Source organism: Maribellus sp. CM-23 (genome assembly GCF_021354595.1).
Taxonomy (GTDB): domain Bacteria; phylum Bacteroidota; class Bacteroidia; order Bacteroidales; family Prolixibacteraceae; genus Draconibacterium.
Genome location: NZ_JADWYJ010000001.1, coordinates 1761690 through 1788061, shown reverse-complemented (window position 1 = coordinate 1788061; position 26372 = coordinate 1761690). Strand labels below are relative to the sequence as shown.

29 protein-coding genes are annotated in these 26372 nt (G+C 44.6%); 7 read left to right on the top strand and 22 right to left on the bottom strand.

Features of this window, described 5'->3' with window-relative positions; translation table 11 throughout:
• Positions 1-15: 15 nt before the first annotated feature.
• Together INQ51_RS07005 and INQ51_RS07000 are read right to left on the bottom strand one after the other, a co-directional pair.
• Positions 16-1077: a cytochrome c-type biogenesis protein CcmH gene (locus tag INQ51_RS07005; protein WP_233377166.1), complete on the bottom strand. Its 1062-nt coding sequence runs from the start codon at positions 1075-1077 to the stop codon at positions 16-18.
• Positions 1078-1102: 25 nt separating this feature from the next.
• Positions 1103-1588: an RNA polymerase sigma factor gene (locus INQ51_RS07000; protein WP_119437595.1), complete on the bottom strand. Its 486-nt coding sequence runs from the start codon at positions 1586-1588 to the stop codon at positions 1103-1105.
• A gap of 326 nt (positions 1589-1914) precedes the next feature.
• Between INQ51_RS07000 and tnpA the strand changes: the two genes are divergently transcribed.
• Entirely contained in the window at positions 1915-2352 is a 438-nt protein-coding gene (tnpA, locus tag INQ51_RS06995; protein WP_233377165.1) for an IS200/IS605 family transposase, read from the top strand.
• A gap of 158 nt (positions 2353-2510) precedes the next feature.
• Here the strand turns inward: tnpA and INQ51_RS06990 are convergent, their stop codons facing one another.
• The 4 genes from INQ51_RS06990 to dtd all read right to left on the bottom strand — a co-directional run bounded on the left by INQ51_RS06990 (position 2511) and on the right by dtd (position 5794).
• Positions 2511-3530: a branched-chain amino acid aminotransferase gene (locus INQ51_RS06990; protein WP_233377164.1), complete on the bottom strand. Its 1020-nt coding sequence runs from the start codon at positions 3528-3530 to the stop codon at positions 2511-2513.
• Positions 3531-3774: 244 nt separating this feature from the next.
• Positions 3775-4116: a nucleotide pyrophosphohydrolase gene (locus INQ51_RS06985; RefSeq protein WP_233377163.1), complete on the bottom strand. Its 342-nt coding sequence runs from the start codon at positions 4114-4116 to the stop codon at positions 3775-3777.
• Positions 4109-5239, bottom strand: coding sequence for an ATP-binding protein (locus tag INQ51_RS06980; protein WP_233377162.1), 1131 nt, complete (start codon positions 5237-5239; stop codon positions 4109-4111). The genes INQ51_RS06985 and INQ51_RS06980 overlap by 8 nt, the downstream gene beginning before the upstream one ends.
• A 99-nt stretch (positions 5240-5338) precedes the next feature.
• Entirely contained in the window at positions 5339-5794 is a 456-nt protein-coding gene (gene dtd, locus INQ51_RS06975) for a D-aminoacyl-tRNA deacylase (RefSeq protein ID WP_233377161.1), read from the bottom strand.
• 103 nt (positions 5795-5897) lie between these two features.
• Between dtd and INQ51_RS06970 the strand changes: the two genes are divergently transcribed.
• Positions 5898-8279, top strand: a complete 2382-nt coding sequence (locus tag INQ51_RS06970) for a TonB-dependent receptor (protein WP_233377160.1) — start codon at positions 5898-5900, stop codon at positions 8277-8279.
• A gap of 10 nt (positions 8280-8289) precedes the next feature.
• Here the strand turns inward: INQ51_RS06970 and INQ51_RS06965 are convergent, their stop codons facing one another.
• The 5 genes from INQ51_RS06965 to INQ51_RS06945 all read right to left on the bottom strand — a co-directional run bounded on the left by INQ51_RS06965 (position 8290) and on the right by INQ51_RS06945 (position 12877).
• Positions 8290-9297: an adenosine deaminase gene (locus tag INQ51_RS06965; protein ID WP_233377159.1), complete on the bottom strand. Its 1008-nt coding sequence runs from the start codon at positions 9295-9297 to the stop codon at positions 8290-8292.
• Between the two features lie 101 nt (positions 9298-9398).
• On the bottom strand, positions 9399-10394 hold the full coding sequence (locus INQ51_RS06960; RefSeq protein ID WP_233377158.1) for a bile acid:sodium symporter family protein: 996 nt from the start codon (positions 10392-10394) through the stop codon (positions 9399-9401).
• Positions 10395-10480: 86 nt separating this feature from the next.
• The gene (locus INQ51_RS06955; RefSeq protein ID WP_233377157.1) at positions 10481-11590 is read right to left on the bottom strand and encodes an acyltransferase family protein; all 1110 of its coding nucleotides are present in this window, start codon (positions 11588-11590) and stop codon (positions 10481-10483) included.
• A 103-nt stretch (positions 11591-11693) separates the two neighbouring features.
• Positions 11694-12206, bottom strand: a complete 513-nt coding sequence (locus INQ51_RS06950) for an OsmC family protein (RefSeq protein WP_233377156.1) — start codon at positions 12204-12206, stop codon at positions 11694-11696.
• Between the two features lie 197 nt (positions 12207-12403).
• On the bottom strand, positions 12404-12877 hold the full coding sequence (locus INQ51_RS06945) for a hypothetical protein (protein ID WP_233377155.1): 474 nt from the start codon (positions 12875-12877) through the stop codon (positions 12404-12406).
• Positions 12878-13140: 263 nt separating this feature from the next.
• Between INQ51_RS06945 and INQ51_RS06940 the strand changes: the two genes are divergently transcribed.
• From INQ51_RS06940 to INQ51_RS06930, 3 genes are all read left to right on the top strand, one after another.
• Positions 13141-13722 (top strand): DUF2085 domain-containing protein, encoded by a 582-nt coding sequence (locus INQ51_RS06940; protein WP_233377154.1) that lies wholly within the window; start codon positions 13141-13143, stop codon positions 13720-13722.
• Positions 13719-14426: a hypothetical protein gene (locus tag INQ51_RS06935; RefSeq protein ID WP_233377153.1), complete on the top strand. Its 708-nt coding sequence runs from the start codon at positions 13719-13721 to the stop codon at positions 14424-14426. Before INQ51_RS06940 ends, INQ51_RS06935 begins: the two co-directional genes overlap by 4 nt.
• Before the next feature lie 146 nt (positions 14427-14572).
• Positions 14573-14893, top strand: a complete 321-nt coding sequence (locus tag INQ51_RS06930) for a DUF4884 domain-containing protein (RefSeq protein ID WP_233377152.1) — start codon at positions 14573-14575, stop codon at positions 14891-14893.
• A gap of 41 nt (positions 14894-14934) precedes the next feature.
• On the opposite strand, the gene INQ51_RS06925 is transcribed toward INQ51_RS06930, so the two are convergent.
• Positions 14935-15375, bottom strand: coding sequence for a cold-shock protein (locus INQ51_RS06925; protein ID WP_233377151.1), 441 nt, complete (start codon positions 15373-15375; stop codon positions 14935-14937).
• A gap of 491 nt (positions 15376-15866) precedes the next feature.
• On the opposite strand from INQ51_RS06925, the gene INQ51_RS06920 reads away from it, so the two are divergent.
• Together INQ51_RS06920 and INQ51_RS06915 are read left to right on the top strand one after the other, a co-directional pair.
• Positions 15867-16637, top strand: coding sequence for a hypothetical protein (locus INQ51_RS06920; RefSeq protein WP_233377150.1), 771 nt, complete (start codon positions 15867-15869; stop codon positions 16635-16637).
• A gap of 242 nt (positions 16638-16879) precedes the next feature.
• Positions 16880-17089, top strand: coding sequence for a hypothetical protein (locus tag INQ51_RS06915; RefSeq protein WP_233377149.1), 210 nt, complete (start codon positions 16880-16882; stop codon positions 17087-17089).
• A gap of 284 nt (positions 17090-17373) precedes the next feature.
• Here INQ51_RS06915 and INQ51_RS06910 read toward each other — a convergent pair whose 3' ends face one another.
• The 10 genes from INQ51_RS06910 to INQ51_RS06865 form a co-directional block, all read right to left on the bottom strand.
• A complete protein-coding gene (locus INQ51_RS06910) occupies positions 17374-19551 on the bottom strand; it encodes a prolyl oligopeptidase family serine peptidase (protein ID WP_233377148.1) in 2178 nt (725 codons plus the stop codon).
• A 172-nt stretch (positions 19552-19723) separates the two neighbouring features.
• A complete protein-coding gene (locus tag INQ51_RS06905) occupies positions 19724-19951 on the bottom strand; it encodes a hypothetical protein (protein ID WP_233377147.1) in 228 nt (75 codons plus the stop codon).
• Positions 19929-20207: a GIY-YIG nuclease family protein gene (locus INQ51_RS06900; RefSeq protein WP_233377146.1), complete on the bottom strand. Its 279-nt coding sequence runs from the start codon at positions 20205-20207 to the stop codon at positions 19929-19931. The genes INQ51_RS06905 and INQ51_RS06900 overlap by 23 nt, the downstream gene beginning before the upstream one ends.
• Before the next feature lie 15 nt (positions 20208-20222).
• The gene (locus INQ51_RS06895) at positions 20223-20714 is read right to left on the bottom strand and encodes a hypothetical protein (RefSeq protein WP_233377145.1); all 492 of its coding nucleotides are present in this window, start codon (positions 20712-20714) and stop codon (positions 20223-20225) included.
• Positions 20715-20800: 86 nt separating this feature from the next.
• On the bottom strand, positions 20801-21262 hold the full coding sequence (locus INQ51_RS06890; protein WP_233377144.1) for a hypothetical protein: 462 nt from the start codon (positions 21260-21262) through the stop codon (positions 20801-20803).
• Between the two features lie 131 nt (positions 21263-21393).
• Positions 21394-22068 carry a hypothetical protein gene (locus tag INQ51_RS06885; protein ID WP_233377143.1) on the bottom strand — a complete coding sequence of 225 codons (675 nt, stop codon included), beginning with the start codon at positions 22066-22068 and terminating at the stop codon, positions 21394-21396.
• Between the two features lie 515 nt (positions 22069-22583).
• Positions 22584-23192, bottom strand: coding sequence for a cytochrome-c peroxidase (locus tag INQ51_RS06880; RefSeq protein ID WP_233377142.1), 609 nt, complete (start codon positions 23190-23192; stop codon positions 22584-22586).
• A gap of 347 nt (positions 23193-23539) precedes the next feature.
• Complete coding sequence (locus INQ51_RS06875) at positions 23540-23872, bottom strand: GYD domain-containing protein (RefSeq protein WP_233377141.1); 333 nt, start codon at positions 23870-23872, stop codon at positions 23540-23542.
• A gap of 241 nt (positions 23873-24113) precedes the next feature.
• Entirely contained in the window at positions 24114-24302 is a 189-nt protein-coding gene (locus tag INQ51_RS06870; RefSeq protein WP_233377140.1) for a hypothetical protein, read from the bottom strand.
• A 54-nt stretch (positions 24303-24356) separates the two neighbouring features.
• Positions 24357-26336, bottom strand: a complete 1980-nt coding sequence (locus tag INQ51_RS06865) for a DUF2075 domain-containing protein (RefSeq protein ID WP_233377139.1) — start codon at positions 26334-26336, stop codon at positions 24357-24359.
• Positions 26337-26372 lie beyond the last annotated feature (36 nt).

Genomic DNA, 26372 nt, shown 5'->3' with positions numbered 1-26372 from the left:
AAAAAAAGAGCGGATTTATTGACCGTCGGCTTTTTCGCGGGTATTGGTAGGAATGGTAAAAGCCAGTAAACGAGAGTCGTAGTTGATCTCGGTTATTTCACCTTCAGCATCGGTTTTGTAGGTAAGATTTTCTTTGGTGAAGCCCGAAACCAGTTTTAATCCGGCTTTTTTGATCTTACTCATGGAAAGATCGTTGAGCCCGGTTTTTTCGAGCACGACTTCTGCCAACAGCTTTTCTTCGATGTTGGAATGCGAAGTTTCCGGAACGGTAATGTACATGGTGCCTAAAGATTCGTTCGGATGCGGAACATCGAGCGATGCCGTGAGTGTTTTTATTTCCTGCGGCATTTCTATGCGGGCCCTTACAATTACTGGTTCTGGCTGGGCATTTTTTTGAATAATTTTCGGAGTGTTGACACTCTTCTTTGGTATAGCTTTTTTCTGAACAGGTTTTTCCGGCACATCTGCAAGGTTTTGTTTTTCAGCCACATGTTCTTGTATAAAAACAACTTCGGGTTGAGCAGAAGGCTGCGGTTCTTTGCTTTCTTCTACTTGGGCAAGCTGATTGGTAGGAACGTTTGTTTTCCGGTTTCTTGTTACCAGGCTAAAAACTACCAGGCCCACTATTAAAATAGCTGCCACACGGGTGCTCCAAAGCAAAAGGGTTTTTCCGGCGGCTCGTTTGTAAAGCTTGTTTTTCTTTTCGAACCGGATGCTTTCGTCGGCTTTGAGTCGGGTCTTATCAAACTGGTCAATGTCTTCTTGTTTTTCCGGATGCGACAAAATATAAGCTTCAAAATCGTGCATTTCCTGCGCAGAAAGATCGCCTTCGAGCCTGGCAACTGCTGCCTGATTGAACGCGCTTTCGAGATCGTATTTTTCGTGGTAAAGCGTTTTCTTTTTATTGAAAGTAAGCGATTCGGGCACAGCTGTTACGGCACTGAAAAGTTCGAGTTCCTCTTTCAGATCGGGATTCTGTTGCAGAAAGTCGATAAAGACATCCACCAGCTGTTCATCCAGGTTACCTTCCAGGTAATCGATGAAATATGCTTCGTAATTTTGCCTTGTGATCTTCATGTTCAACTTCTTTTCCTTTTCTTTATCAGGCAACCGCCTCAATACTTCCGATGTATTTTTTTAAAAATACCCTGGCGCGGTAAATATACACTTTTACCTGTGCTTCGCTTAAGTGGGTAAGTTCGCCAATTTCCTTGTAGTTGTATCCTTCATAATCGCGAAGCAACACAACCATTCGCTGTACTTCAGGCAGTTTGTCCACAGCTTCGCGTAAAACTTCTGCCAGGTCGGTGTAATTGTTTTCCTGCCCTTGTTCGGGCATCGTAATATCGTCGGCATACACCGAATGTTTCTCTTTTCGTATCCGGTCGATCATGGTATGGTAAGCCGTGGTAAATAAATAAGCCTTTACTTTCGCGGCATTAACATTTTCCACGTTTTTCCACAGCTTTTCATAGCTGTCCTGCACAATGTCCTCTGCCTTGTGCGTGTCCCTAATGCTTTTAAGGACGAACCGGTACAAACGGTCCGAATATTCATCAACAGCCAGGTTATATTCGTTTACGGTCATTCGTTTTTAAACACTGTTCACTGGATATGACGGACGAGTGAACAGGAAGTTACAGGGGAAAATACTTTTGTTTCTATTTAACGCGTCTAACTTAGTGTTTATCCCTGGAAAATAAGGTAATAAGGTTTTGGTTTTTGTATAATTTAATTGTCTACTAAGCTTGGTAAGCAAAGAATAAGGTTTATTTCTGCTCCATTTTGAATGTGTTTTTAAATGAAGGTATTTCTGCAAGCTTGATTAGAATGTGTAAAAACCTTATTTTTAAGATATAGAGCTTAGTAGCTAAGAAGATCAAAATGAAATAAACCTTATTAACCTTATCAGACATGAAGATCGAATATAATAACCTTTACACTCATTTTGTCCTTACTACTTATCAGCGAATGCCTGTTATCAGGGAAGAAATCCGGGAAAGAATTGAAAAATACATAACGGGTATTGTTTCTAACAATTCATCAAAATTATATGCGATCTATGCAAATCCAGAGCATGTTCATATGCTTGTTTCCCGCTCTCCTTCCATTTCTGAATTGGAATTGGTTTTGGTAGTTGCCAATAGTTCTGAGCGATTTATTAATTCAAACCAATTGATAAAAGGAAAATTTGCATGGCAGCAATCAGCTTCAGCTTTTTCGGTTTCTAAATCAGATGTAGACAGGGTTTGCAGATATATTTTGAATCAACCGGAACATCACCGGCGAACTACTTTTGAGGAAGAATACCAGGAGTTCATAAAACATTATCAAACAGGAATGAAACGCTAGTACCTGTTTTGAAAAAGTGAGATATTGCGGGCTCAATGATCAGGTAATCAGCACTAACTTCATGAAAATAAAAGAGCCATTCCTAAAAAAGAAATGGCTCTAAATATCTGATAGTTTGATTCTTTCTCTCGCCACCTGAATGAGGAGAAGTATCTTTATTAGTCAATAACAGTCACCCAGCCGTGGTTATCCGGCTCATCGCCGTACTGAATAGCACGTAACTTATTGTACAGTTTTTCGCTGATCGGGCCTGGTTTTCCGTCTTTCGAGAAAACGTACGATTCTTTTGTATCGTAGTCGTCAATCCGCTGGATTGGGCTGATAACAGCTGCGGTCCCGCAGGCACCGGCTTCTTCAAACGTAGCAAGCTCTTCCACCGGAACGTGGCGGCATTCTACTTTCATTCCCATTTCTTCAGCCAAAACCATCAAACTCTTGTTGGTGATGGATGGTAAAATAGATTCCGACTTGGGTGTAATGTAGGTGTTGTTTTTTACCCCAAAGAAGTTGGCTGCACCACATTCATCGATGTATTTTTTCTCTTTTGCATCGAGATAGAAAATATTGGAATAGCCCAACTCGTGTGCTTTTTGTCCGGCAATAAGACTGGCTGCATAGTTTCCGCCCACTTTAAATTTTCCCATTCCAAGCGGGGCAGAACGGTCAAATTCGCGCATAATTACAAACGGCGTGGTTTGGAAACCGCCTTTAAAATACGGACCAACCGGAGTTACAAACAGGATGAACATGTACTCGCGTGCCGGTTTTACACCAATTTCGGCGCCTGTGCCAAACAGCACCGGGCGAATGTACAACGAAGCTCCCGACTCGTAAGGAGGAACAAACCTTTCATTAAGTTTTACCGCTTTGGTTACGGCTTCCATAAATTTTTTCTGCGGAAAGCGGGCCATCATCGTCCCGTTGGCCGAATCCTGCATACGTTTGGCATTTTCATCCATTCTGAAAACACGGATTTTGCCGTCTTTTCCCCTGAATGCTTTCAGGCCTTCAAAGGCTTCCTGCCCGTAATGAATGGCAGAGGCAGCCATGTGCATTGTAAAATATTCACTGTCGCTAACTTCCAGATCACCCCAGGCGCCATCTTTGTAGGTGCATCTTATGTTGTAATCTGTTTTTCGGTAGCCGAAACCAAGATTATTCCAATCGATATTTTCCATTTTATTATTTTAAGTCTTGTTAATTCGGAATGAATGCAACTTTTGTTGCATAGCCAAAGTAAGGAAATTTTCCGGGATTAAAACACGATAATAGTCACCGAAGTCTACTCACAGCAAATGTTTTAAAGCTGCTTAATATTGGCGGTTTTTTAGAGATTGGAACCAGGTAGTTTCCGGAACTTGCAAATTCATTTCATTGGATGGAATAAAGTTCTGAACTGATCAAAATCCCAGATTTTCGCGTTTATTTCAGTTTTTCATTGTTTTGATGACGGTCTTTGTCCCTTGTTGTTTTTTTCCCGATATTTTTGATAAATGCCTCACTTAAGTCAACACCGGTTTGATTGGCTAGACAGATCAACACCCACAGAACATCCGCCATTTCGTCGGCCAGGTTGTATGCTTCATCCGACTTTTTAAACGACTGATCGCCATATTTTCGGGCCATAATGCGCGCCAGTTCGCCCACTTCTTCGGTAAGGATGGCCATGTTGGTCAGCTCGCTAAAATAGCGTACTCCAATGGTTTTGATCCATTCATCTACTTGTTGCTGGGCTTCGTTTAGGGTGAGTGTTTGCTTATTCATGCCTTAAAAATTGATAGAAATTATTGGGATGAACTACTTCAGAATTTGAAACAGTGTAAGTATCCAGAAATAACTTTGGAATTTTGAAAGTGCTGTTCACTTTCCATTTAAATTCAAAAGCCTCCAATTTACCTTGTGCTTCTTCAATATAGTCGATTTCTTGTTTTTGATGCGTTCTCCAAAAATAGGAATTTACCCTTTTCAAGGCGTAATGATTGGATTTGATGCGTTCGGAGATGATGAAGTTTTCCCAAAGAGCTCCTTTGTCTCCACGCATTTCCAATGGTTTGAAATCATTTATCAAAGCGTTCCGAATACCATTGTCGTAGAAATATATTTTGATTTTTGAGCTTAGTTCGTTTCGCAAATTACGACTAAACGATGGGAGCCGGAAAATGACATAAGCTTTTTCAAGAATGTCAATATAATGAATGATTGTTTTTCGATCGATCTGCAAAAGGCTTGAAATTTCGTTATAGGAAACCTCACTTCCAACCTGAAACGCTAAAGCCTGAAGTAATTTTTGTACAAATTCTGGTTTTCTAATTTCCTGAAAAGCAATTATATCCTTGTAAAGGTAGCTTTCTGTAAGGTTAAACAGGATCTCGGTTTCAGCACCTGGATGGTTGATTACGTCGGGATACATTCCAAAAACCAATCGTTGATTGAATTGTGAGAGTGCCTCAATATAATTTGTATGTTCACTCAATTCAATCCACGAAACAGGATAAAGGTAATACTCAAACTTACGGCCGGTGAGTGGTTCATTAATATTGTTAGCTAATTCGAAGGCAGAGGAGCCTGTAACGATCAACTGAACTTCAGGGATTTCGTCAACGATTATTTTGAGAGTGATACCCACATCGGGTATTCGTTGAGCCTCATCGATAAAAATCAGTTTAGCATTACCAAATAATTGCTTTAGCCCGCTGACCGTGACATCTTGAAGTTGCTGCCGGACAATTGCAATATCGGCATTCAGATACAAAGAGTTCTGTGACTGGCTCTCCATAATCTTTTTGATTAAGGTTGTTTTACCAGTCTGCCGGGCTCCTTTTACGATGATCGCTTTTCCCTTACCAACCTTATCAATGATGATATGTTCGAGTGACCTTAAAATCATTTTTATAAAAATTGGGATTATATTCCCAAAAATACACATAAAAATTGGGATTATGATCCCGAAATTCTATATAAAAGTTGGGATTAGCAATTTTCTTTTTTAAAAATCCTTTTGTTTTGAATCGATGATAATGGTTACCGGACCGTCATTCACCAGGGCTACCTCCATCATGGCGCCAAACTTACCGGTGCCAACTTTTTTACCCAATGCTTCTTCCATCGAAGCCACAAATTTCTCGTACATCGGGATGGAAAACTCGGGCCGCGCCGCACGAATGTACGAGGGGCGGTTTCCTTTTTTGGTGCTGGCCTGAAGCGTAAACTGGCTGACAACAATCACATCGCCCCCCACATCCTGTACCGATAAATTCATCACCCCGTTTTCATCATCAAAAACGCGAAGTTGTGCTATCTTTTTTACCAGGTACGATATATCTTCCTCTGTATCTTCGCTTTCGATACCCACCAGGACCAGCAGTCCTGTCTCTATTGCCGAAATCTTTTCTCCTTCAACAGTAACGGAGGCTTCTTTTACTTTCTGAATAACTACACGCATAAATTTTTGATTTTGCTTTGCTAAGGTATAAAAAGGGAAGTAACTCTCAACTTTTGAGATTTGGCATTGTTTAGTATTTTGCAATAAAAATTGAACAGAACAAATGAGAATCATTCAAGTTTTTATGTACCTGCTTATTTTTCCTGTATGTTCCTGGGCACAAAAAGCAAGCTTAAGTGGTAAAGTGGTAGATGCCACTAGTAACGAACCGCTTCCGTTTGTAAATGTGGTGGTGGCCGGAACGGGTATTGGGACGGTTACCGATACCGAAGGTCATTTTGTTTTGAAAGGTCTTGAGTCCGGATTTATTCGGGTAGAGGCGTCGTTTGTGGGATACCGGAAAGTGATTTCATCTGAAACGGAAGTTCGGCAGGCCGGTAATGCTTACATCGAAATTAAGATGGAAAAAAGCCGAGAGAACATTGATGAGGTGACAATAAAAGCTTCCCCTTTTCGGGTGACGATGGAAAGCCCCTTGTCGATGCGGACGATCGGGGTGGGAGAGATAGAGAAAAGCCCGGGCGCCAACCGCGATGTTTCACGTATTATTCAATCGTTTCCCGGAGTTCAGTCCACGCCGGCATACCGCAACGATGTGATCATCCGGGGTGGCGGGCCTTCAGAAAGCCGCTTTTTCCTCGATGATGTGGAAATTCCCAACATCAACCATTTCTCCACACAAGGAGCTTCGGGAGGCCCGGTGGGCATTCTGAATGCCGATTTTATACGGGAAGTGAATTATTACTCAGGCGCTTTCCCTGCCAATCGTGGGAATGCTTTAAGCGGAGTGCTGGAGTTCAGGCAAATTGATGGCAACGAAGAGAAGATGCAGTTTCACGGAACGCTGGGGGCTTCGGAAGTGGCTGCTACCCTTGACGGGCCGCTGGGCGAGAAAACCAACTATGTTTTTTCGGTGCGCCGTTCGTATCTGCAATTGTTGTTCAGCGCTTTGGAACTGCCGTTTCTGCCCAATTTCACGGATATGCAGTTCAAGGTGCGTACCCGTTTCGATCAAAAAAATGAACTTACATTGATCGGGCTGGGGGCCTACGATGTGAATAAGCTGAATCTGGATATCGAAGACCCGGATGAGGAACAACAATACATTTTGAGTCAGCTACCCGAGAACCGTCAATGGAGCTACACTGTGGGAGCTGTTTACAAGCATTACCGCGACAATAGCTATCAGACTTTTGTGGTAAGCCGCAGTCAGTTGAAAAACCTGTCGGATAAATACCTGGATAATGATAAAAGCACCGTGGATAACCGGATTTTGGATTATGAATCGCAGGAAGTCGAGAATAAGATCAGGCTTGAGAATACTTCCCGTATTAACGGGTTTAAGCTGAACTTCGGTGCAGGGCTTGACGTGGTAAATTACCTGAATAACACTGTTTCAGGGCGTTTTTACGAAGAAGAATTGCAACAGGTAAATTACGACACCGATCTTTCGTTGCTAAAATATTCGCTCTTTTTTCAGCTTAGTAAAAATGTTTTTGACGAACGGTTGGCGCTCTCGCTGGGTGTTCGCACTGACGCCAACAATTACTCGGCCAGCATGAACAACCTGCTGGAGCAGATTTCACCAAGGTTTTCGGCTTCGTACAAACTGAGTCCGCAATGGAGTCTTAATTTTAACACGGGGCGTTATTACCAGTTGCCGTCGTACACTTCGCTGGGTTTCAAACAGGACGATGTGCTGGTGAACAAGCAAAACAAGCTGAAATATATTTCAGTGGATCATTTGATTGGAGGTCTTGAATTTCGGCCTAAATCAACGGTTCAGCTTTCGGCAGAGGCATTTTGGAAGAACTACTCCGACTATCCGTTTTCGGTGAAAGACCAGATCAGCCTGGCGAATAAGGGAGCCGATTATGGTGTGATTGGTGATGAGGAAGTGGTTTCAAGCTCTGAAGGAAGAGCTTACGGGGCGGAATTTCAGGCACGCATTAATTCGAGTGAGGGCTTTAATTTCAACCTTTCTTACACGCTGGTGCGCAGCGAGTTTAAAAACGGCAGCCAAAAATATATTCCTTCGAGCTGGGACAGCCAGCATTTGCTCGTTTTGACCACTACCAAAGACCTGAAAAAAGGCTGGAGCGTTGGAGCCCGCTGGCGGTATGTGGGAGCTTTGCCTTACACGCCGTGGGATTTGGACAAGTCGTCGCTGGTGGAAGCCTGGAACCTGAGTGGCGGCCCTTACTACGATTTTTCGCGTCTTAACAGCGAGCGTCAGCCTGCTTTTCATCAGCTGGATGTACGGGTAGATAAGGCTATTTACGGAGAAAAGATCACGACCAAGTTTTACATCGACATTCAGAATCTGTATAATTTTCAGGCCAAAACCAACGATATTGTGGTGCGGGCAACCGATGCCAGCGGTAATTTTCTGCTGACCGACAACGGTACCCGCTATCAGCTAAATGTGATTGAAAACAAATCAGGAACGGTGCTTCCCACCATCGGTGTTATTGTTTCGTTTTAACGAAGTTTGTTCAAAAAGCAGCCAGTTCAGCGATCCATCGCTCTTTTTCATGTTCGCTGAGGAAGCTGGCTTTAAAGCTGTTTTTAGCCAGTTTTAGTATTTCTTCTTTTGATAGCTTCAGTGCTTCAGCCGTTTCCCGGAAATTCTGGTTCAGATAGCCACCAAAATAAGCCGGATCATCAGAATTTACAGTAGCAATAATACCCGCATCGAGCAATTTTTTTAGCGGATGATCCTTCAAATGGTCCACCACTTTTAGTTTTAAATTGGAAAGCGGACAAACCGTTAACGGAGTCTGACGTTTGGCGAGTTCCTTCAGCAACTCCGGATCGTCGATGGAACGCACACCGTGATCGATGCGTTCGGCGTGGAGTAAATTCAAACTGTCCCAAATATTTTGCGCCGGGCCTTCTTCGCCGGCATGCACTACTACCCGAAATCCTTCTTCGCGTACCATCCGAAAAACGCGTTCGAATTTAGTGGGCGGGTGACCCAGTTCGGAAGAATCGAGGCCAAACCCCACAAAATAGTCGCGGAAGGGCAAACACTCTTTAAAAGTGGAAATGGCGTCTTCTTCACTCAAATGTCGCAGGAAATTGGGGATCAGAAAACTGGTGATTCCCCATTGTTCCCGGGCGTCATCGAGTGCCTTTTGAAGACCGTTTACCACGGTTTCCAAAGCAACTCCCCGGTGTGTGTGGGTTTGCGGATCGAAAAATAGTTCGGTATGTACAATGTTTTCCTCCCGGCAACGACTCAGGTAAGCCATGGCCAGGTCGTAAAAATCCTGTTCATGCAGCAACACATCGGCTCCCTGGTAATAAATGTCGAGAAACTCTTGCAGGTTTTTAAACTCGTAAGCTTTACGAAGCGCTTCAACGCCTGCGTATTTTAAGGGAATGTTGTTTCGTTCTGCCAAAGCAAAGATCAACTCCGGTTCAAAGGTTCCTTCAATGTGTAAATGTAATTCGGCTTTAGGAATGGCCTGGATGAGGGCTGTTAAATTTTCTGTCTGCATTGCTCTTTCTTTTGATAAAGATAGAAAACACCCGGATAATACCAATTGTTTTTGGATGTCCGCCTTCTGAAAAACAATGTAGTTATCCGGAAATAAAGGGGTTAATGTTGAATTTCGCGGCCATACTTTCCGGCCACCACGCCGATGTAAAACAACTGAAAAGCATGGTAAATCATCACCGGAACCAGGAAAAGACTACCCAAAGTACTTCCGGCAAAAAGAACGCCCACCATCACCGAGCCGTGAACCAGCGATTTTTTGGAACCGCAAAACAAAACGGTGATCCGGTCTTCGCGGTTTAGGTGCAAGCGGCGGGTAAGGTATTTGGTGGCTTCAAAAACCACAAAGAAAAGGGCGATAACACCGGCCGACAATAGTAAGAGCGAATGCACGGGAATGCTGGTAAAAATGCCGTTGGTGAACGAGTCGCCAAAACTGCGGTACACAATGGCAAGAATCACCGATTTGTCGAACCAGCTGATGCGTTTCCGGTTGCGCATGGCCCAGTTTCCCCAGTAACGATGCAGGATCAGCCCAACAATAACCGGAACCAGCACTTGCAAAGTAAGGTCGCGAATTACCGGCCCAAATGAAAAAGAGCCGGCTTGCTGATCCAGAAAAAGCCCCATCCACGCAGGCGTAAGAATGATGCCGATCACTCCCGAAATGCTGGCGTTAAAAATGGCTGCCGGAATATTTCCCCCTGCAATCGAAACCATCACCACCGACGAGGAAACGGTGCTGGGCAAGGCAGCCAGAAAGAAAACGGAAAGCCACAGAATTTCCTGATCGCTTCCCCTGAAAAGAGGGTAAAACAATAGCAGTAAAAGCGGGAAAAGCAGGAAAGTAATGCCTTGTATAACAACGTGAAGCCGCCAATTTCCGAGGTCGTGTTTTAAACGTGCCGGATCGAGTTTTAGCCCGTAGAAAAAGAAAAGCAACGTAATGCCGTATTTGATAAGCTGACGAAGTTCGATAACACTTCCTTCTGCACCGATTCCCGGGAAAATGCGGGCCAGCAAAATCATCAAAAGGATTCCGGCAATAAACGGATCGGGAATGACCGTGCTGATAATGCGCCTGATTTTACCTGACATGTTTACTTTTACTTTCCGGCAAAGATGCAGATTTTCCCGAAGATCCAACTTTTATCACCTGTTAAATGGACTGAAACGACGGTAGCTTAAAAAATCTTTTTGAATACCGGAAGTTGTTTGACCAGCCAGGCGGTAAGAAAAGTGAGCAGCAAAGCCAAAGGTGCCAGAACCAGAAATTTGAGGTGCGGTGGAATGGAAAGAGGCAAAAAAACAGCACTTAAAGCTACAATCAGGGGGGCGTGAAAAACAAATACCCCGTAAGCACTTTCAGATAAATGCCGGGCGAATTTTGGCTGAGCATTCAGCCGGTCTTTAAAAATCCCGAGTAAACCCATGATCAGGGAAAAACCCACCAATTGTTCCCACAAGGCATACGAAAAGGATTGATAGGTAAGGCCACCCATAAAAGGATCAAGTCCGGAGCTTATGGCTTTGCCGCCTATAAATACTAACGGAAAGCCAATAAAAATAAGGGCTTGTGCAAAAAGGAACCACTGCTTTCCCATTTTCCGGTTAAAATGTTCCAGCCAGTTGTTTTGCCATGCGATGGTTCCAAAAGCAAACAGAACTATGTACTGCACAAAAAACGGAAACTGGAAATTGGTAAAACTCCAGCTCCAGCCAACGGGCAGCCAAATACGGATGATAAACTGTGCGATTCCGATTAAAAGAGCTGCGACGAGGATTTTTTTTGTTCCGGGAAAAGGAATACGGATTTTTAGGGGAGTCATTCTGATTAAAAGATAAACGGCCGTGAAAATCAACAAAGCTTCCACAAACCACATGGGGCCGAAGCCAAAGGTGCGTCCCGAGAAAATATGTTCCAGCAACCCGGGTTCCTGCTTACGGATATAGTGGTTGGCAATAAAGTTAGTCAGCGGATTCAGAATAAAAAAGAAAAGCACGGTTGGAATTCCCAGGCGGATCAGCCTGTCGGAAATAAAACGCTTGCTGCCTTTGCGTTGGAGCGACGGAACCAGGAAAAATGCAGAGATAAAAAAGAACATTCCCATAAAAAAGGCTTGGTTCGAAGCCACAAACATCGACAGGGGAATAATCTCCGGAAGTCCGGCTTCTGCTTCGTTGTAATACCACCCGCCGGGGGCTCCGTAGGTAATGGCAAAATGATGAAGAACCACCAGGCTGATCAGGAAAATGCGGAGGTTATCGATGTAATAAAGGCGCTTACCGGTCATTTACGGTTATGATTTTAAGTGGTTTAAAGGTATAAAAAAGTGGATACCTTTTGCAGGAACCCAGGCAGTAGGTTTGGGTTCGTTGGTTGGGAGTTTCTGCCTGTTACTTTTTTAGTGCATGAATATTGGCACTTACCGGAGTGGCTGCCACAATGGTTTGCAACACCACGCAATAGCGTTCGGTGAGTTTCAGCAATGTTTGTTTGGTTTCTTCACCGGCATCGCAATCAAGTTCAAAATACAAACGAATGTTTTGAAAACCTACCGGAACTTCTTTCGAAACACCCAGTGTTCCTTTAAAATCAAGGTCTCCTTCTGCACGCACTTTTCCTTCTTTGATGGTGATTCCGATGGAAGTGGCCACTGCATTAAGCGTAACTCCGGCACAGGCTACCAGTGCTTCGAGTAGCAGATCGCCCGAACAAAGCATGGTTCCGTCGCCACCGGTTGCCGGATGCAGACCCGCCTGGGTGAGCGCCCGCCCGGTATCTACTTTGCACGAAATGCCTTCGCCCAGTTTTCCGGAGGCATGCAAGGTGATCACGGCTGATTGCGGATCGTTGCTGTACTTTTTCTTGAGTGGTGCCTGCAGGGCTTTTAGGTCTTCTGTCTTCATAGTAAGATGTTATAAAAGAGGTTGTATCAAGAATGAGTCGTATAAATTGAACGTAGAACAGAACGCAGATGACACTGAATTTAACAGATAATCACGTACAAAACAGCGAAAATCAGTTGAATCTGAGTTATCAGTGTTCTATTTCAAATTGTAATCCTTCTTACTATTGATACAGCCTCTTTCTCATACGCAATTTATTATTTCTGGTTTTCCGGTGGACAAACTGTCATTTCAGGTACTACGTCCCAAGTGGTCCAGTCAACATAGCCGGAACCGATGTAGTGACTGCCGTTCTCTCCCATAATATTCCAACGAATCGTATAGGTAGGATCCATTCCTTCTTCAAACAACATTTTGTCTGTTTCGCGAATGGTCAGTACTTCTCCGTTGCTACTGGTTAAGGTTCCGCTAAAATTGATGATGATCCACTGACGAACACCGTTTTTATAGTGTACACGCCAATGCGAACTGATGTTTCCGCTTACATAATCTACCATTTCACCGTCGCAAAACAGGGGTGTCAGATATCCGTCTTCGGTGAATTTTGCCTGGTAAGTTTTGGTTTCAGCCGATTTTAAAACAACATCAACTTCGTTTTCATACATGTCTTCTTTGGTACATCCCATCATTAGAAAGGATAACCCCAATACAAAAAACGCAATTTTTTTCATGATTCATTTTTTAGAGTTAGAAGAACAAGTTAGGAAGACCGCGTACACGGGACTTAGCAGTTTTGATGCATTGTTTTACAATTTTGCAGCATGGATAGAAGCGCCAATAAACTTTCATTGTTTATCGCCGGGGAGTAAAAACGAACTGGATGAATGAGAGATTTGTTGTGCGATTGTGAACACTTGTATAACCAAATCCCGGGCATTCACGTACACTCCAAATCTTGTGCTCCAGGCCGGGCAAAAGAACTTAACACATGTATATGAAGCTCTTAATAACACTCAATTCATTTTCCGGAAGCCTGTTTAGCTGTGTCTGTCACCAGGATAGTTCTATTTTGGTGGATATTCAGGGGAAGACGCTGATGTTGTGTCCCCGTTGTTCGGGGCTGCAGGCCGGATTTTTTGTAAGCGTGCTGATTCTATTTCTGATTTCGGAACGGAAAAGCCTGAAAACCGGGCGTGCTTTTAAATGGTTGGTGGTTGTGGCTTTGACGTTTTTATTTTCTGAATGGATGCTGGCGCAACTGGGTATTATTCATTCGGGTACAGCCAGCCGGTTTTTGAGCGGACTGGCGGGGGGTGTGGCATTTTCGTTACTGGCATTTGCTTACCGGAATCAGTTTGTTGGTCGTGGCAGCCAGTCACTATCCCGATTTTATCAATTATTCGCAATGATAATCATAACCCTGTTACTTGGGTTGCTCTTGTTTCAATCCGACCTCTGGATTGTTGTAACACTCTTTTTGGCAGTGGCGGTTGTAACCAATGTGTTGTTTGTGCTGCAAACCGCCATTCTTCGTGTTTATTTTCTGTTGGTCAAACCAAAAAACAAGACTTTATGAAAAATTTTTATCGTTTAACCCGAATGGATGTGGCCTTTATCGTGGGAGCCGGCCTGTTCTTTTTTAGTTGTATTGCAACCACCCTGCAAACAGCGCGAACCAAGGCGCCCGGACAGGTGGAATTGAGCGCGGGGTATTTACAGTCGCGCGGAACGGATGATACCGAGGAGGATGTTCCCATTCAGCTGATTGGTATGAATGCCCGGGTGGGAGTATGGGAAAACCTGGACGTTGGCCTGGAACATACCCTGGATGTTACGAAAAGCAATGATGCTTATTTCAATACCATTTGGGGAGATGTAAAATACCAGATCTCGAACCACAGTAACCAGGACAAAAAACTTACTTTTTCTTCGGGGCTGCTCAAGGGGTACGTGTACAACGGAGATGTGTCGGTGCACATAACCACGCTGCCTTTGTATTTTAGCTATCCTGTCGACAACCGGGCCACGCCAACGTTTATGTATCGCTACGGATTGATCAGCGATGGATTCTTTCCCAATTCTGACAGTTTTGATGAGCCGCGCCATACCTTTATGCTGGGAATTGAATATGCCCTGAAAGATCCGGATGCTGCCAAATGGATACCCAAATTTGCCGCATCGATCGGAACCATGCAATCGTTTCGGGATGACGACTCGGGTGCCTTCCTCTTTAATTTTGGCTTTAAAGTGGATTCCCCTTTTGGGCAGCGGCAAAAGTAGACGCAGCTGGGTTGCCGGGTTGCCGAATTGTTTTTTATTTCAGTCAGAAACATTGCTTTTCTGTCTGGGAAAGGACTCTGTTTTACATAAATGATTTGGCACCGTTCTTGTTCCAAACGGTCGCTTAGAAACCAGAATCTAAACAAATGACAACCGTAAAACAAATCTTTGCCGTTCTGCTGCTCGCTGCGCTAACGGCATGCTCGGGTGTCCCGATCAGCATTAAAAGTCCCGAAAACAATTCAACGTATAGTGTAGAGTATCTTTTTGAACACGACGGTTGCAAAGTGTATCGTTTTTACGACCGTGGCGAGTATGTGTATTTTACCAACTGCCTGGGCGATGTAACCAGTTTCTCCAACGATACCACGCAAACGCGTATCGAGAATCACATACGTATCAATACGCAGGATATTCAGCCAGCCGAAACGCCGGCAATGAAAGATGAACCCGTTTCAGAAAAGTAAAGCACATCGGGGAAATAACGTTCGGGGGTTAGGGCCGGTTTTTAGGCCGGCTGAATGTTGCCGGCATTCCATCCCCGGGTACCTTTTATCAGTTCGAAAGTAACCATGGCTCCCTCGCGGATTTCAGGATAGGCTTCCGAAATATGAAAGAAATATTTTTCGGTACTCGCGGTGTCTTTGATAAAACCGTAGCCTTTGTCGGCTTTGAAATGCTCCACACGACCGGTCAGCGGAACATCTTCCACCTCTTCTTTTTTAGGTGTCGACACTGCAATGTCTTCTACTTTGATTTCTGCCTTTTTCTCGTCGGTTGGCATTTCAGTCGTAATCACGCCGTTTTCATCTACATACGCGATCATATCGTCCAGGGAACTACCACCGGCATTGGCTTTGCGCTCTTCTTTACGTTTCAGCTTTTCTTTTCTTTTTTGCTCTCTTTTTTTTTCTAATTCTCTTTTGTTATACGAAATTGATCTAGCCATTCACTTGTATTTTATGTATTTTTTTCTCTCTGTCAAGGTATTTTGCTGTTGGTGCACGACACGTATTTCACGGTATGCTTTTTTTGAAGCCGGTCAGGCAGATGCACTCTTGTGGTGCAGGTTGACCGGTGTACTGCTATCTGGGATACTCCCGGGTTTCAGGCGCTTTGTCTAAACAAGAAAAAGATTTTTGAAGACAATTTTAGCGTTCAGAACATCCGCAAACAAAAGGCGGACAAAACACTACGGAGTATCACTCAACAAAATACCAGGTTGCCAGGCTTTCAAAGGTAATAAATTATTCCGACGATTGCCATAATACGGCAACAAGGCAGTGCTTCCCGAAACATAACCAAATGACTTCTAATTACGTAGTCCATTGTGTTTCACTATGATTATTACTATTGAATGAATAGTAACATGGAATTCATAAGCAATAGCGGTAATTATCCGCCGCTTGACGGACCATTAAAAACAAAAATTTTAATCTCATGAAAAAGTTTACTTTGTTGATTGCCGTATGCCTGATTGTGGCATCGCTGTGTGTGACCCCAAGCTATGCGCAGGAATCGGAAGATCCCGGCCTCGTACTGGTAATGGAAGAGTTTGTGGCTCCTTCCGATATGCCGGAGTTCTGGAAAGTACAGTCGGAAGCCATCAAACTGTTCGACGAACTTGATTTCGACATGAAGTTCTGGACCTACCGCACCGATCAGAACTCGTTCTACTGGGCCGTACCACTTCGGAATTTTGGATCGATCGATGAATTTTACGCCCAACACATGAAATTCACGGAACAATTAAAAGAGAAAGGCTATGATCCGGCTGCCAAGTTTCGCGACCTGTCCAACATCAGCCAGTTTGTGGTGCGCTGGAACAAAGATTTGTCGTTTCGCAAAACCGAAAGGGTGGAAGGTGCCGAGCCCGACAAGTTTTATGAATGGATGTTTATCTACCTGAAATCAGGGCATGAAAAAGAAGCCGTTGAAGCTTGCCAGAAATACATTGATTTCTACAAAGGCATTGATGAAGATTACCCGTGGGACATGTACGAAGTGGTGCTGGGAGAGCACACTCCCTGCTGGATTATGGAAGTATCGTCTGATAGCGAAGCCGCATTGCGTACCTTGGAAGGCGAGCTGCAAAAGAAATACAACGAGGATTTTATGAAGCTGTGGCAAAACATGATTCCGCACGTTCGCGACATAAAAACCCAAAAAGGCTGGTTCCTTCCCGGCTGGTCCCGGTTTAGTGAAAACTAAGTAAAAGTGGTGCAGTGTTGCTGTTATGCCGTATTATCGTGATGTTGGTTGGCTGTTTCAGTATTTAGGGATTGAAGGATTGATGAGATTGAAGGATTGAAATATCCAATCGTCCATTGCATTGCTTGCACCTTGTAACTTGAGGCTTGCAGCTATGATGCCCAAAATTGCAGGCGGCAAAGAACCAAAATGCCGGCCATTGAGTATCTTTGAGCAAAGCACAACCAACAACATCAGCGCCAATGGAAGCGGATAACGGGAACAAAAGCGAAAAGAAGAAAGAAGATCCTTCACCGAAAAATGAATCGTGGATGGATAAAGCGGAAGCCTTCATCGACGAGGCGGCGGATAAAATACACAAAAGCGATACCTACCGCAAAGCCGACGAAACGGTGGAAGAAGCCACCAAAAAGCTTTTCCGGAAAGCCGGACGCTGGTGGGGAAAACTCTGACCACGCCGTCCCCGAGGACTCGGAGCCACCCCTCCTGCCAGGAGGGGAAAGTCGGAGAGTTATATTCCACGACCCCCTTTGTCGACCACGCTAAAGCCTTACGCTGACATTTCCCCCATTTGGGGGAAAGAATAGGCAGATTGGATCTTTAGGAGGGGAAATTAGTGTTTCGAATAAATCCTGCAAACCCCAAAATGATGGGTATAAAAACAGGGAAAGAATGCCGATATTCTCTCCCTGCTTCCAGGTCAGTGTTATAGTCCCTGTTCAGGACGACCCGTATATTAATAGGCTTTTGGCTTGTACTTTTCGCTGCCGGTATTCCAGAGCGCAAAACTCAGGATGTCGGCAAGCTCTTCGAAATTCCTGCTTTTGGTATTGTCGAGGCCATGCCCGGCTTCGTAGTCCACCCGGAAGATCACCGGGTTGTTGTCCTGGTTGATGGCCTGCAAACGGGCAGCAAATTTCCCCGGGTTCCAAACCGCTACACGCGGGTCGTTCATTCCGGCAGTGATCAGGGCAGGCGGGTATTTCACGCCCTCTTTCAGGTGGTGGTAGGCATCCATTTCAAGCAAGGCCAGAAACTCCACCGAGTCTTTCACCGTGCCAAATTCCGGGATATTGGCGGGGCCCCCGGGTTCGAGTTCGGTGCGAACCGCGTTCATAACACCCACCGACGGAATGGCCGCCGCAAACAGGTCGGGGCGTTCGGTCATCGCCCGTCCGATGAGGATACCGCCGGCACTTCCCCCGTAAATGGCAATTTTTTCGGGGGTGGTGTATTGCTGGTCCACCATGTATTCGGCGCAGGCAATAAAATCTTTCCAGGTATTGGGTTTGGTGGTTTTAAACCCGGCTTTGTGCCATTGTTCGCCCAGTTCGCCCCCTCCGCGTACGTGGGCAATGGCAAAAATGCCGTCTTCGAGGCACCACAGCAAGGTATTGGGACCAAACCCCGGATCCATCGAAATACCGTACGAACCATAGCCAAAGAGCAGCAGACGTTGGCTGCCGTCCTTTTTTAATCCGTTTTTGTAGATGATCGACAAGGGCACTTCCACCCCGTCGTGCGATTTTACCATCACTTCTTCCACCACCAGGTCTTTGTACTCGGGATATTCGGGAATAACCGACAGGTTCTCCAGTACAAACGCATCGTCCGCCAAATCGTATCTGAAACGCTGGCTGTTGCTGGTCCAACCCGCCAGGGTCACCCACACTTCGCTAAACTCAACTCCTTTGCTGCGGACCATAACGGTTCCGGCAACAAAGGGAAGCGTCAGTTCGCGGCTTTCCCCGTCGTAGGGTTTGAAATACAGTTTTTCCTGCACCCCGTTTAGCTTCATGGTGTAATAAACCCCGTCTTTGGTGAGGGTAAATCCCGACAGCTTTTGTCCCGGGTCTTCCGGAATAAAGGTTTCGGCTTCACTGATCTCAGGCTGATCGAGCGATACCCTTAGCAGTTTGAAGTTGGGTGCATCTTTGGGCGAATACAAAAAGAGGTCTTTCTGATTGGTGGCCCAGTTGTAAATCTCGTCTTCGCGGCCAAACAGCAGTTTCCAATCGATCTGATCGTTGTCCAGCTGATCACCCGGAGCAAAAAACACCTGTGCCCGGTTGTCGACATTGGCTGCCAGAGCATACACCTTGTCGCAATCCCGGTCGTAGGCTGCCACCGGAATATCCATCTGTCCAAGACCCAGCGCGGGATATTGCTCTTTGGAGAAGAAATCGGTGTCGGTGGAAGCATCGGTGTTGATGCGGTGTAAACAGGTTTTGGCCTCTGTGTAAAAGCTAAAATCGCTGACATTGTCGGAGCCCGTGCGAATGTACAGGAAGCTATTTTTTCCGGGCAGCCACGAGGTAATCCCCAGCACCTGCTCAACACGGTCGGGAAGTAGTTCGCGGTCGTCCACTTTCATCACCATCAGCGTAGCCAGTTCCTTTCCGTTGGGTGTTACGCCAAAGGCCAGGTATTCGCCGTCGTAGGTCGGAAGAATGTTGTTGATCACATACTTTACGGTGGAGTCGTTGCCAAAGGTTTCAGGGTCGAAAAGCAGTGTTTCCGAACCGCCCAGTCCTTCACGGAAGAAGAGTTTGCCCGTATCGTCGTCGGGGGTGGTTTTCAGGTAGAAATAGCGGTCGTTGTCGGTGATGCTCAGGTTGGTGACCCGCACCGTACGGCGGCTGTCGAAATCGTACATTTTATCCAGCAGCTCCTGCCGGGCATCGATGCTTCCGAGCACGGTTTTGGCATAGTCGCCTTGTGCTTTTAGCCACGCCAGCACGGTGGTATCTTCCGTGTTTTCGAGGTACTGGTAGTCGTCGGTAAGCGAGGTTCCGAAATAGGTATCCGTCACCGGTTTTTCAGGCGCCAGCGGTGGTTTTTCCACGGTCTGGTGTTGGGTGCATTGCATAAAAAAAGCGGAGATCGCTGTCAAAAGTAGAATTCGAGTTTTCATCTGTTTGTTTTTAGTTCTTTTTAGTGCGGATATTCAATTTACGCAAATCGCAGGTAAAAGACAAGTGAGTGCTTTGATCAGTGTATTGGAAACCAGTGTGTTTGGGATTGGGGTGAAAAAGGAGAGGAGGCGGGAGGGTGACCACCCTGTAACGGTCCCGTAGAATTCGCTTTTAAAAAGAGTGCGGCATGTCAATGTGCAGGGGAGAGGCATCCTTTATCTTCTGTTCATCATGAAAGTCGTTAAAACCGTCTTTGTTTGCAAACCAGTTCAGCACTTCGTTGCGTTTCAATTTTGTTTTTAAAGGAGAAGAGACCGTTAGGAATGAACTCCAGGGATAATCAAACATACTTTCGCAAAAACCGTGGTGTACCCGGTCAAATAAGATTTGAACTTTCATTATTCCACCTTTTCAATCTATTTTTTAAAAACATTCTACCATAATAAGTTTTGAGATATTTTTCGCGATGAGTTGCATCCTGCTGATTTAAACAAGCCTCAAAATAGATTAAAACCAATGGGCGCCTGTTTTTGGTCGAATCTACTTCTCCATTGCAGTGTTGTTCAAATCTTAATTTTAAATTTTTTGTATAACCCGTATAGTTATTTCCATCTTTCAGACTTCGAAGTACATATGTATAATAAAATTGTTTCATGAGAAAAATTTTAAATTATTTGACAGGGTGAACGGGATTGTGGTGAATGTAATAAACCAGGTATTTCAGGTGGTTGATATTTGCAACCCGTATTCGTTTGAACGGATGCTCAAACAGACTTCCTGTGCGAAGATACTTCTTGTTGATGGCTTTGGTGTAGGCGTTAAAAAGATGGGAGAACTGATTGGCAGGTTTATACCTCTTGGAAACGCTTTCGGGTCTGGCAGACACCGAAAGGTTTTTCTCCAACCCCGAAGTGTCTGGAAGACCTTCGGGTTTTTTATGATCCATAAAAGGAATTTCGGCCTCCGGTTTTATCCTGACCAAAAAATGAAAATGATTTTTCATCAGCACCCACGCGTAAGTATCTGCCACCGGCGAGATGTACTTATCAAATAAGTTTAGAAAATGCACATAATTCTCATTGTCTTGAAACAGGTTGCATCGGTTGATCCCCCGGTTGTAGATGTGGTAATATTTTCCGTATTCAAGAGGTGAGGTGTTCATGCACTCAATTTACAAACTTTTTGTAAGGCCCGAAAGGTCTTGTTTCATCTATGGTATCAGCGCCGAAACCTTTGGGCCTGTTCTTTTTAAAACCGGATCTTTACTGATAGGCCCGGCTGGTACGAGCGGCTGATTAAATTGTACTGCGCACAAGGTTTTAGGTCCAGTTCCAGCCTGTTAAAGCTGGTTGCCTGGAGGGCATTGATTCGGTTCACGCGGTTTTTCCCGGTCAGGTTCATCGGAATCCCGACAGCCAGTGTTCCAAACCCTGCCAGTCCGCCAAAGAAAGCAATCACCACCGCTCCCAAAGCCCAGTCGTCGGTGGCGGTGAGGGCCACCCCGGCAATGGTCAGAACGGTGCCTCCCAGTATGGAAGCCCCTACAATGTTGAGTGTTCTTCCCGATTTCTGAAGCTGTACCGCTCTGTCGAGGTACACATTCAGGTCTTCCTGCGAGAGGGTTTCCAGATGCTCCTGTGTATAGATCAGTTGTGCCTGGGTTGCGAATACGGCTAACAAAAGAATAAGGCCCGCAACGATCTTTTTCATGACAGTTAATTTTGGTTCTATAAATAAGTTAAGGATTTATCGCCGAAACGGCAATACAGGGGCGATGGAGGAATTCCTTGCCCCACTCTTTTTGTCGGCCACGCTCTGGAACGATCCCGTAGAATTCGCTTTTAAAAAGAGTGCGGCATGTCAATGTGCAGGGGAGAGGCATCCTTTATCTTCTGTTCATCATGAAAGTCGTTAAACCCGTCTTTGTTTGCAAACCATTTCAGCACTTCGTCGCGTTTCAATTTTGTTTTTAAAGGAGAAGAGACCGTTAGGAATGAACTCCAGGGGTAATCAAACATACTTTCGCAAAAACCATGGTGGACAGGGTTATGGTGTATGTAATAAACCAGGTATTTCAGGTGGTTGATATTTGCAACCCGTATTCGTTTGAACGGATGCTCAAACAGACTTCCTGTGCGAAGATACTTCTTGTTGATGGCTTTGGTGTAGGCGTTAAAAAGATGGGAGAACTGATTGGCAGGCTTATACCTTTTGGAAACGCTTTCGGGTCTGCCAGACACCGAAAGGTTTTTCTCCAACCCCGAAGTGTCTGGCAGACCTTCGGGTGTTTTATGATCCATAAAAGGAATTTCGGCCTCCGGTTTTATCCTGACCAAAAAATGAAAATGATTTTTCATCAGCACCCACGCGTAAGTATCTGCCACCGGCGAGATATACTTATCAAATAAGTTTAGAAAATGCACATAATTCTCATTGTCTTGAAACAGGTTGCATCGGTTGATTCCCCGGTTGTAGATGTGGTAATATTTTCCGTATTCAAGAGGTGAGGTGTTCATGCAATCAATTTACAAACTTTTTGTAAGGCCCGAAAGGTCTTGTTTCATCTATCCCAAACGGGGAAAGAAACGGGCAGATTGGATTTTTAGAAAAGGAAAATAGGAGTACTCCTCCCCCTTCTTCTGCTCCACAACATCTTGACTGCCAGTTGTGTTTTTTATAATTTGCAATAACTAAAAAGCCAAAAACACAGATATAACCGACAAACAACGTTTATTCTGTAAGATTTTTGCAAAGTACCATTGAGCACACATGTATCACCAGTACATGTACACGCCTTCTGAAACCGTTGGCGTGCATACAAAAAAGGCCACCTGCCGCCCTGAGAAGCTTGCAAGTGGCCGGTCAATAATCTTAAATTATTAACTTTTTAAATGTAACAAAAATGGCAAACATTGATGATTACAATGATCTTTTAGCCGACATTCAGGCAATTCCCGACGAGGAAACAACAGAACCCACGCTTCCGGTGGATGTCGCTTTGCAGGAAGCCGAAAACCTTCATCACTGGAGTTTAGACGAAGCGTGGAGGTTCTCCCCAGACTTTCTCCCACAGCCACGCATATTTCGACGCTGCGATCTGCATCAGAACGTCCTCTTTCGATGGTGCATTCTGTTCCACCGGATTAAGAAAGGGACCAAGCGCCTGTTCGGCCGACGGCAAACCCATTCCTGCCAGCATTCCTGCGTCGGGATTGAGCAGGAAATGTTCGCCTGTGGCGCGACCGTCCCAGAAATTGCCACCTTCGAAAATACCTTCCTCGTCGATGTGCAACACCGGACTGAAGGCAGCATAGGCAGCGCTCGGTGGTTTGCGGTCACCAAAGCGGTGTGGCACCGCTCCCCGGTAAACCGAGCCTTTTAAATTGATCCCGGGATTGGGGCCTGTAAAACCTAGCCCCGGATCGTGACAGCCGGCACAAGCCATGTTGTCGGGGGAAGAGATCTTGTCGAAATAGATGTTTTTACCCAGTAACTGCAGATCAGTCAGGCCATCGGTTTGGGCCATCTTGAGTTCCGGAACTCCCATTTCGTCGTTCAACATTTCCTTTTGACAGGAAATGATCAGTGTCGTCAGCAGGACGACAACTCCCATTTGAAGTAAGCTTTTTGATCTTTGCATAACGCTAAAATTTAGGTGTAAGCTGATTTTGTTACAACCTAAAAGGGTGTGTGTATTTATTAAGGTACTTAAAAATCAGGAGTTTCCATTGAAATATTAGACCTTTTTTATTCGAACACTACAGGAAGAATCCATCCCAGAATCGGGCAGGGATAAAAAGGGTCTTTATAAAGAAACGAAGTAATCTGCCGGATTCTTCATTTAATGATGAAGGGGTTTATTCTAATCCTTCGTCTATCAGCTGACGGAGAAGCCATCTATCTCAGCGCACCTTGTTGGTATAGAAAGTGGACTGCCTTTGTCCTTCCCGGGCAAAGGGGAATAAAAGTGGGATTTCGTTGCCCCTTTCAGGGCAGCCAGTCGACACCGGGTGGGCGGTATCTTCCGGTTTTTTTAGCCGCTTCGTCGATGTCTTCGGGGAGCATCAGCGGGATGCAGGTAACGCTTACCAGCCCGCTGGCCGATGCCTGTAACGAAAATGCCGCCATGCTGCTGTTGTCGGGCATATCGAATATGCCGTAAATATCGTATTCGCCAAAGGCGTAATACACACTTTCCACGCTTCCTCCCAGCGAGCCCGCCAGTTCATGAATCACCGAACGCCTGCCCGAACCTCCTTCGCTGAGCAAGCCCTGTACTCCTTCGCCTATGTATTTTCCGCAAACCAGGTACTTTGCCATTGTATTTCGATTTAAGACACTAGAGTCTGTTATGTAAATACAGCCTACGTCGTGGGGTAGAAATGGTTGCTAAAAAATTGATCACACTAAGCAGAAAAGGGGATTATAATTTTTACCAAAGGTTTTATTCCTATACTTTAGTGAATATCTAATATTCCCTTGATAATAATCCTTCTACGCTAAAGGGGAAAGTCTCTATCCTAAGCTGAAAAGCGATGAAATTCCTTATTTTACTGATGGTTTAGAAATATAACTCCTCTGCTGGCCACGAAGCCCCGCAATACTCGCACGCGCTTGGTTCGGCAATAGCATGCCCACAAAAGGGGCAAATGCCCTCGTTTACATCACAGTTCACGCAAATCTCTTCATCGGTGGCTACCGAGTTACGGTAAACGGTGTTCATTTTTTCGCCACAGGTTAAGCAGTTCATAGGCTGGGTTTTAATTTATGTATAAGTTAATTTACGTAAATATTGTCCTTGTGATTAATCAACTACTTCAAATCCGATTGACTCCAAATAATTATAAGTGTCATTATAAAACTCAGGAAGCCGAGTGTGATCTTCTTTATCGCCTTCTGGTACAACAATCACCATTCCTTGACGAGCTCTGGTTAATAGCACCCGATAGGCGTTTTTTAAATACAGCCTCCGATCAGCTTTATTAATATTTTGCCATTTACTGCCTTTGAAAGATTTATAATCCCATCCTTCTTCTGAAAATCTGAAATCTCCGTCCCAAGCCACGCAAGCCCAATCTAGTTCCAAGCCTTGAACATGAAATTCGGTGGCCACATCTTCTAAATAGTAAGAAGACCGAATGTCATCCTTGTTATTTAAAAACCAATTCACCGGATCGATTGGGGATTTCACGTCAATTGCATAAGGTTTTAAACGTTGTGCTTGAGAAGAAACCACAATGCCATATCTTTCGGTTCCTCGCGCTTTTTGTTTCAACCATTGTTTGGCTTTTTTAAAATCGCGTGTTAAAACAATGGGATATTTTGCTTGGAGCTCAGACAACGTTTCTTGTGCTTCTTCTCTATTCAAATCCAAAATTTGCTTTACAAGCAACGAGACATTTTCTGCTCGAAACGAACGCATGGAAACCGACAAGTGCAGCGAATCAGAGTGAATAACATTGGTTCGGTGATTAATTTGCTGAAGTATTTGCTCTGCATTGTATTCACTATCTGTTAATCGGGTTGACATGTAAATTTTCCAATCAGGAAAGGACCGTCCAAGAGCTTCGATCCATTCAGAAATACCTGCTTCGCCTGTATTTATTTCCTGACCTCCTCCAACTAAGCAAACTACAACCGCCCAGTCAGGGTGACGGTCGAGACAAGAAATAAGGAATTCCGGTTCGGACATGTGAAAATCGGGAACACCTTTCTTTTGTTTCATGAAATTCGAAGTTTGCTCCAGCGTCCAGGCACGTTGTGCTTCGTCGAAAAGCGTAACATGTTCAATAGGGGCTGAATCATCTCTTAGCCCTTCATCTCTGAAATGATGTACATTCTGAATAAATGCTTGAACTTCACTTTTAGCAACCTTTTTAGTTAGTTTTTCACTTTTTGCTTTGGCTCGCTTCACTTTATCACGCGCCAAAGCTTCTTGGAGAATTTTCACTAATGGTCCATTTCCCGAAAGGAAAACACTATACAATTCGCTGTCTTTATCGAAATGAGTTGTTGCAACATTTAGTCCCACCAAAGTCTTCCCTGCGCCGGGGACTCCGGTTACGAAACAAATTGCTTTTTCCGAGTTATCTCTTGCCTTTTTTATGATGGCCGAAATCTCATCTGAAGTCTGGCTTAAATTGATGGCACTTGCATCGCTCCTCGAAATATCGGCAACCGAATGATTAGCGTAAAGTGAAGTGGCCGCTTCAATTATTGTTGGCGTTGGTTGATAACGTCCTTTTTCCCAATCTTCAATATTTATGCGTTCTTGCCCATCAAGAAACCGAATTGAGTCAGTAATGATAGCTTGAAACCTTTCCGAATTAGATTTAATTGGGTTAAAAAGTCCATCACCATGCTTCGATGTAGTCAGAACCAAATCGGCATTTCTGGCTTTAGTGGCTAATAAAACAGGTATTATAATTTTATCGTGACTCGTTTCGTGAAAGTTCTTTAAATCCAACGCATAATCCCACACTTGGTCGACCGCATGAGAAGGATATTCTTTTTCTCCAACTTTAAATTCAACAACGAAGATGAGGGATTCTATTAGCAAAAGAACGTCAATGCGCTTACCCATTCGGGGTATGGCATATTCGAAATAGATTGATCCAGAATAGCCATTTAGGATATCCTTCAAATATTGTATCTGAAACTTCCATGCATCTTTCTGGGTTTGCTCTGTTGCAAACTCGTTATTATCAGCCAGTATTCCTAGAATCTCTGTCAGGGGAGTTATCAAAAAGTTTTGGATTGAGTCGGAATAATATGCTCGGTTCATTAGTTTATGTTGAAAAGTCAACCATAAATCTAATAG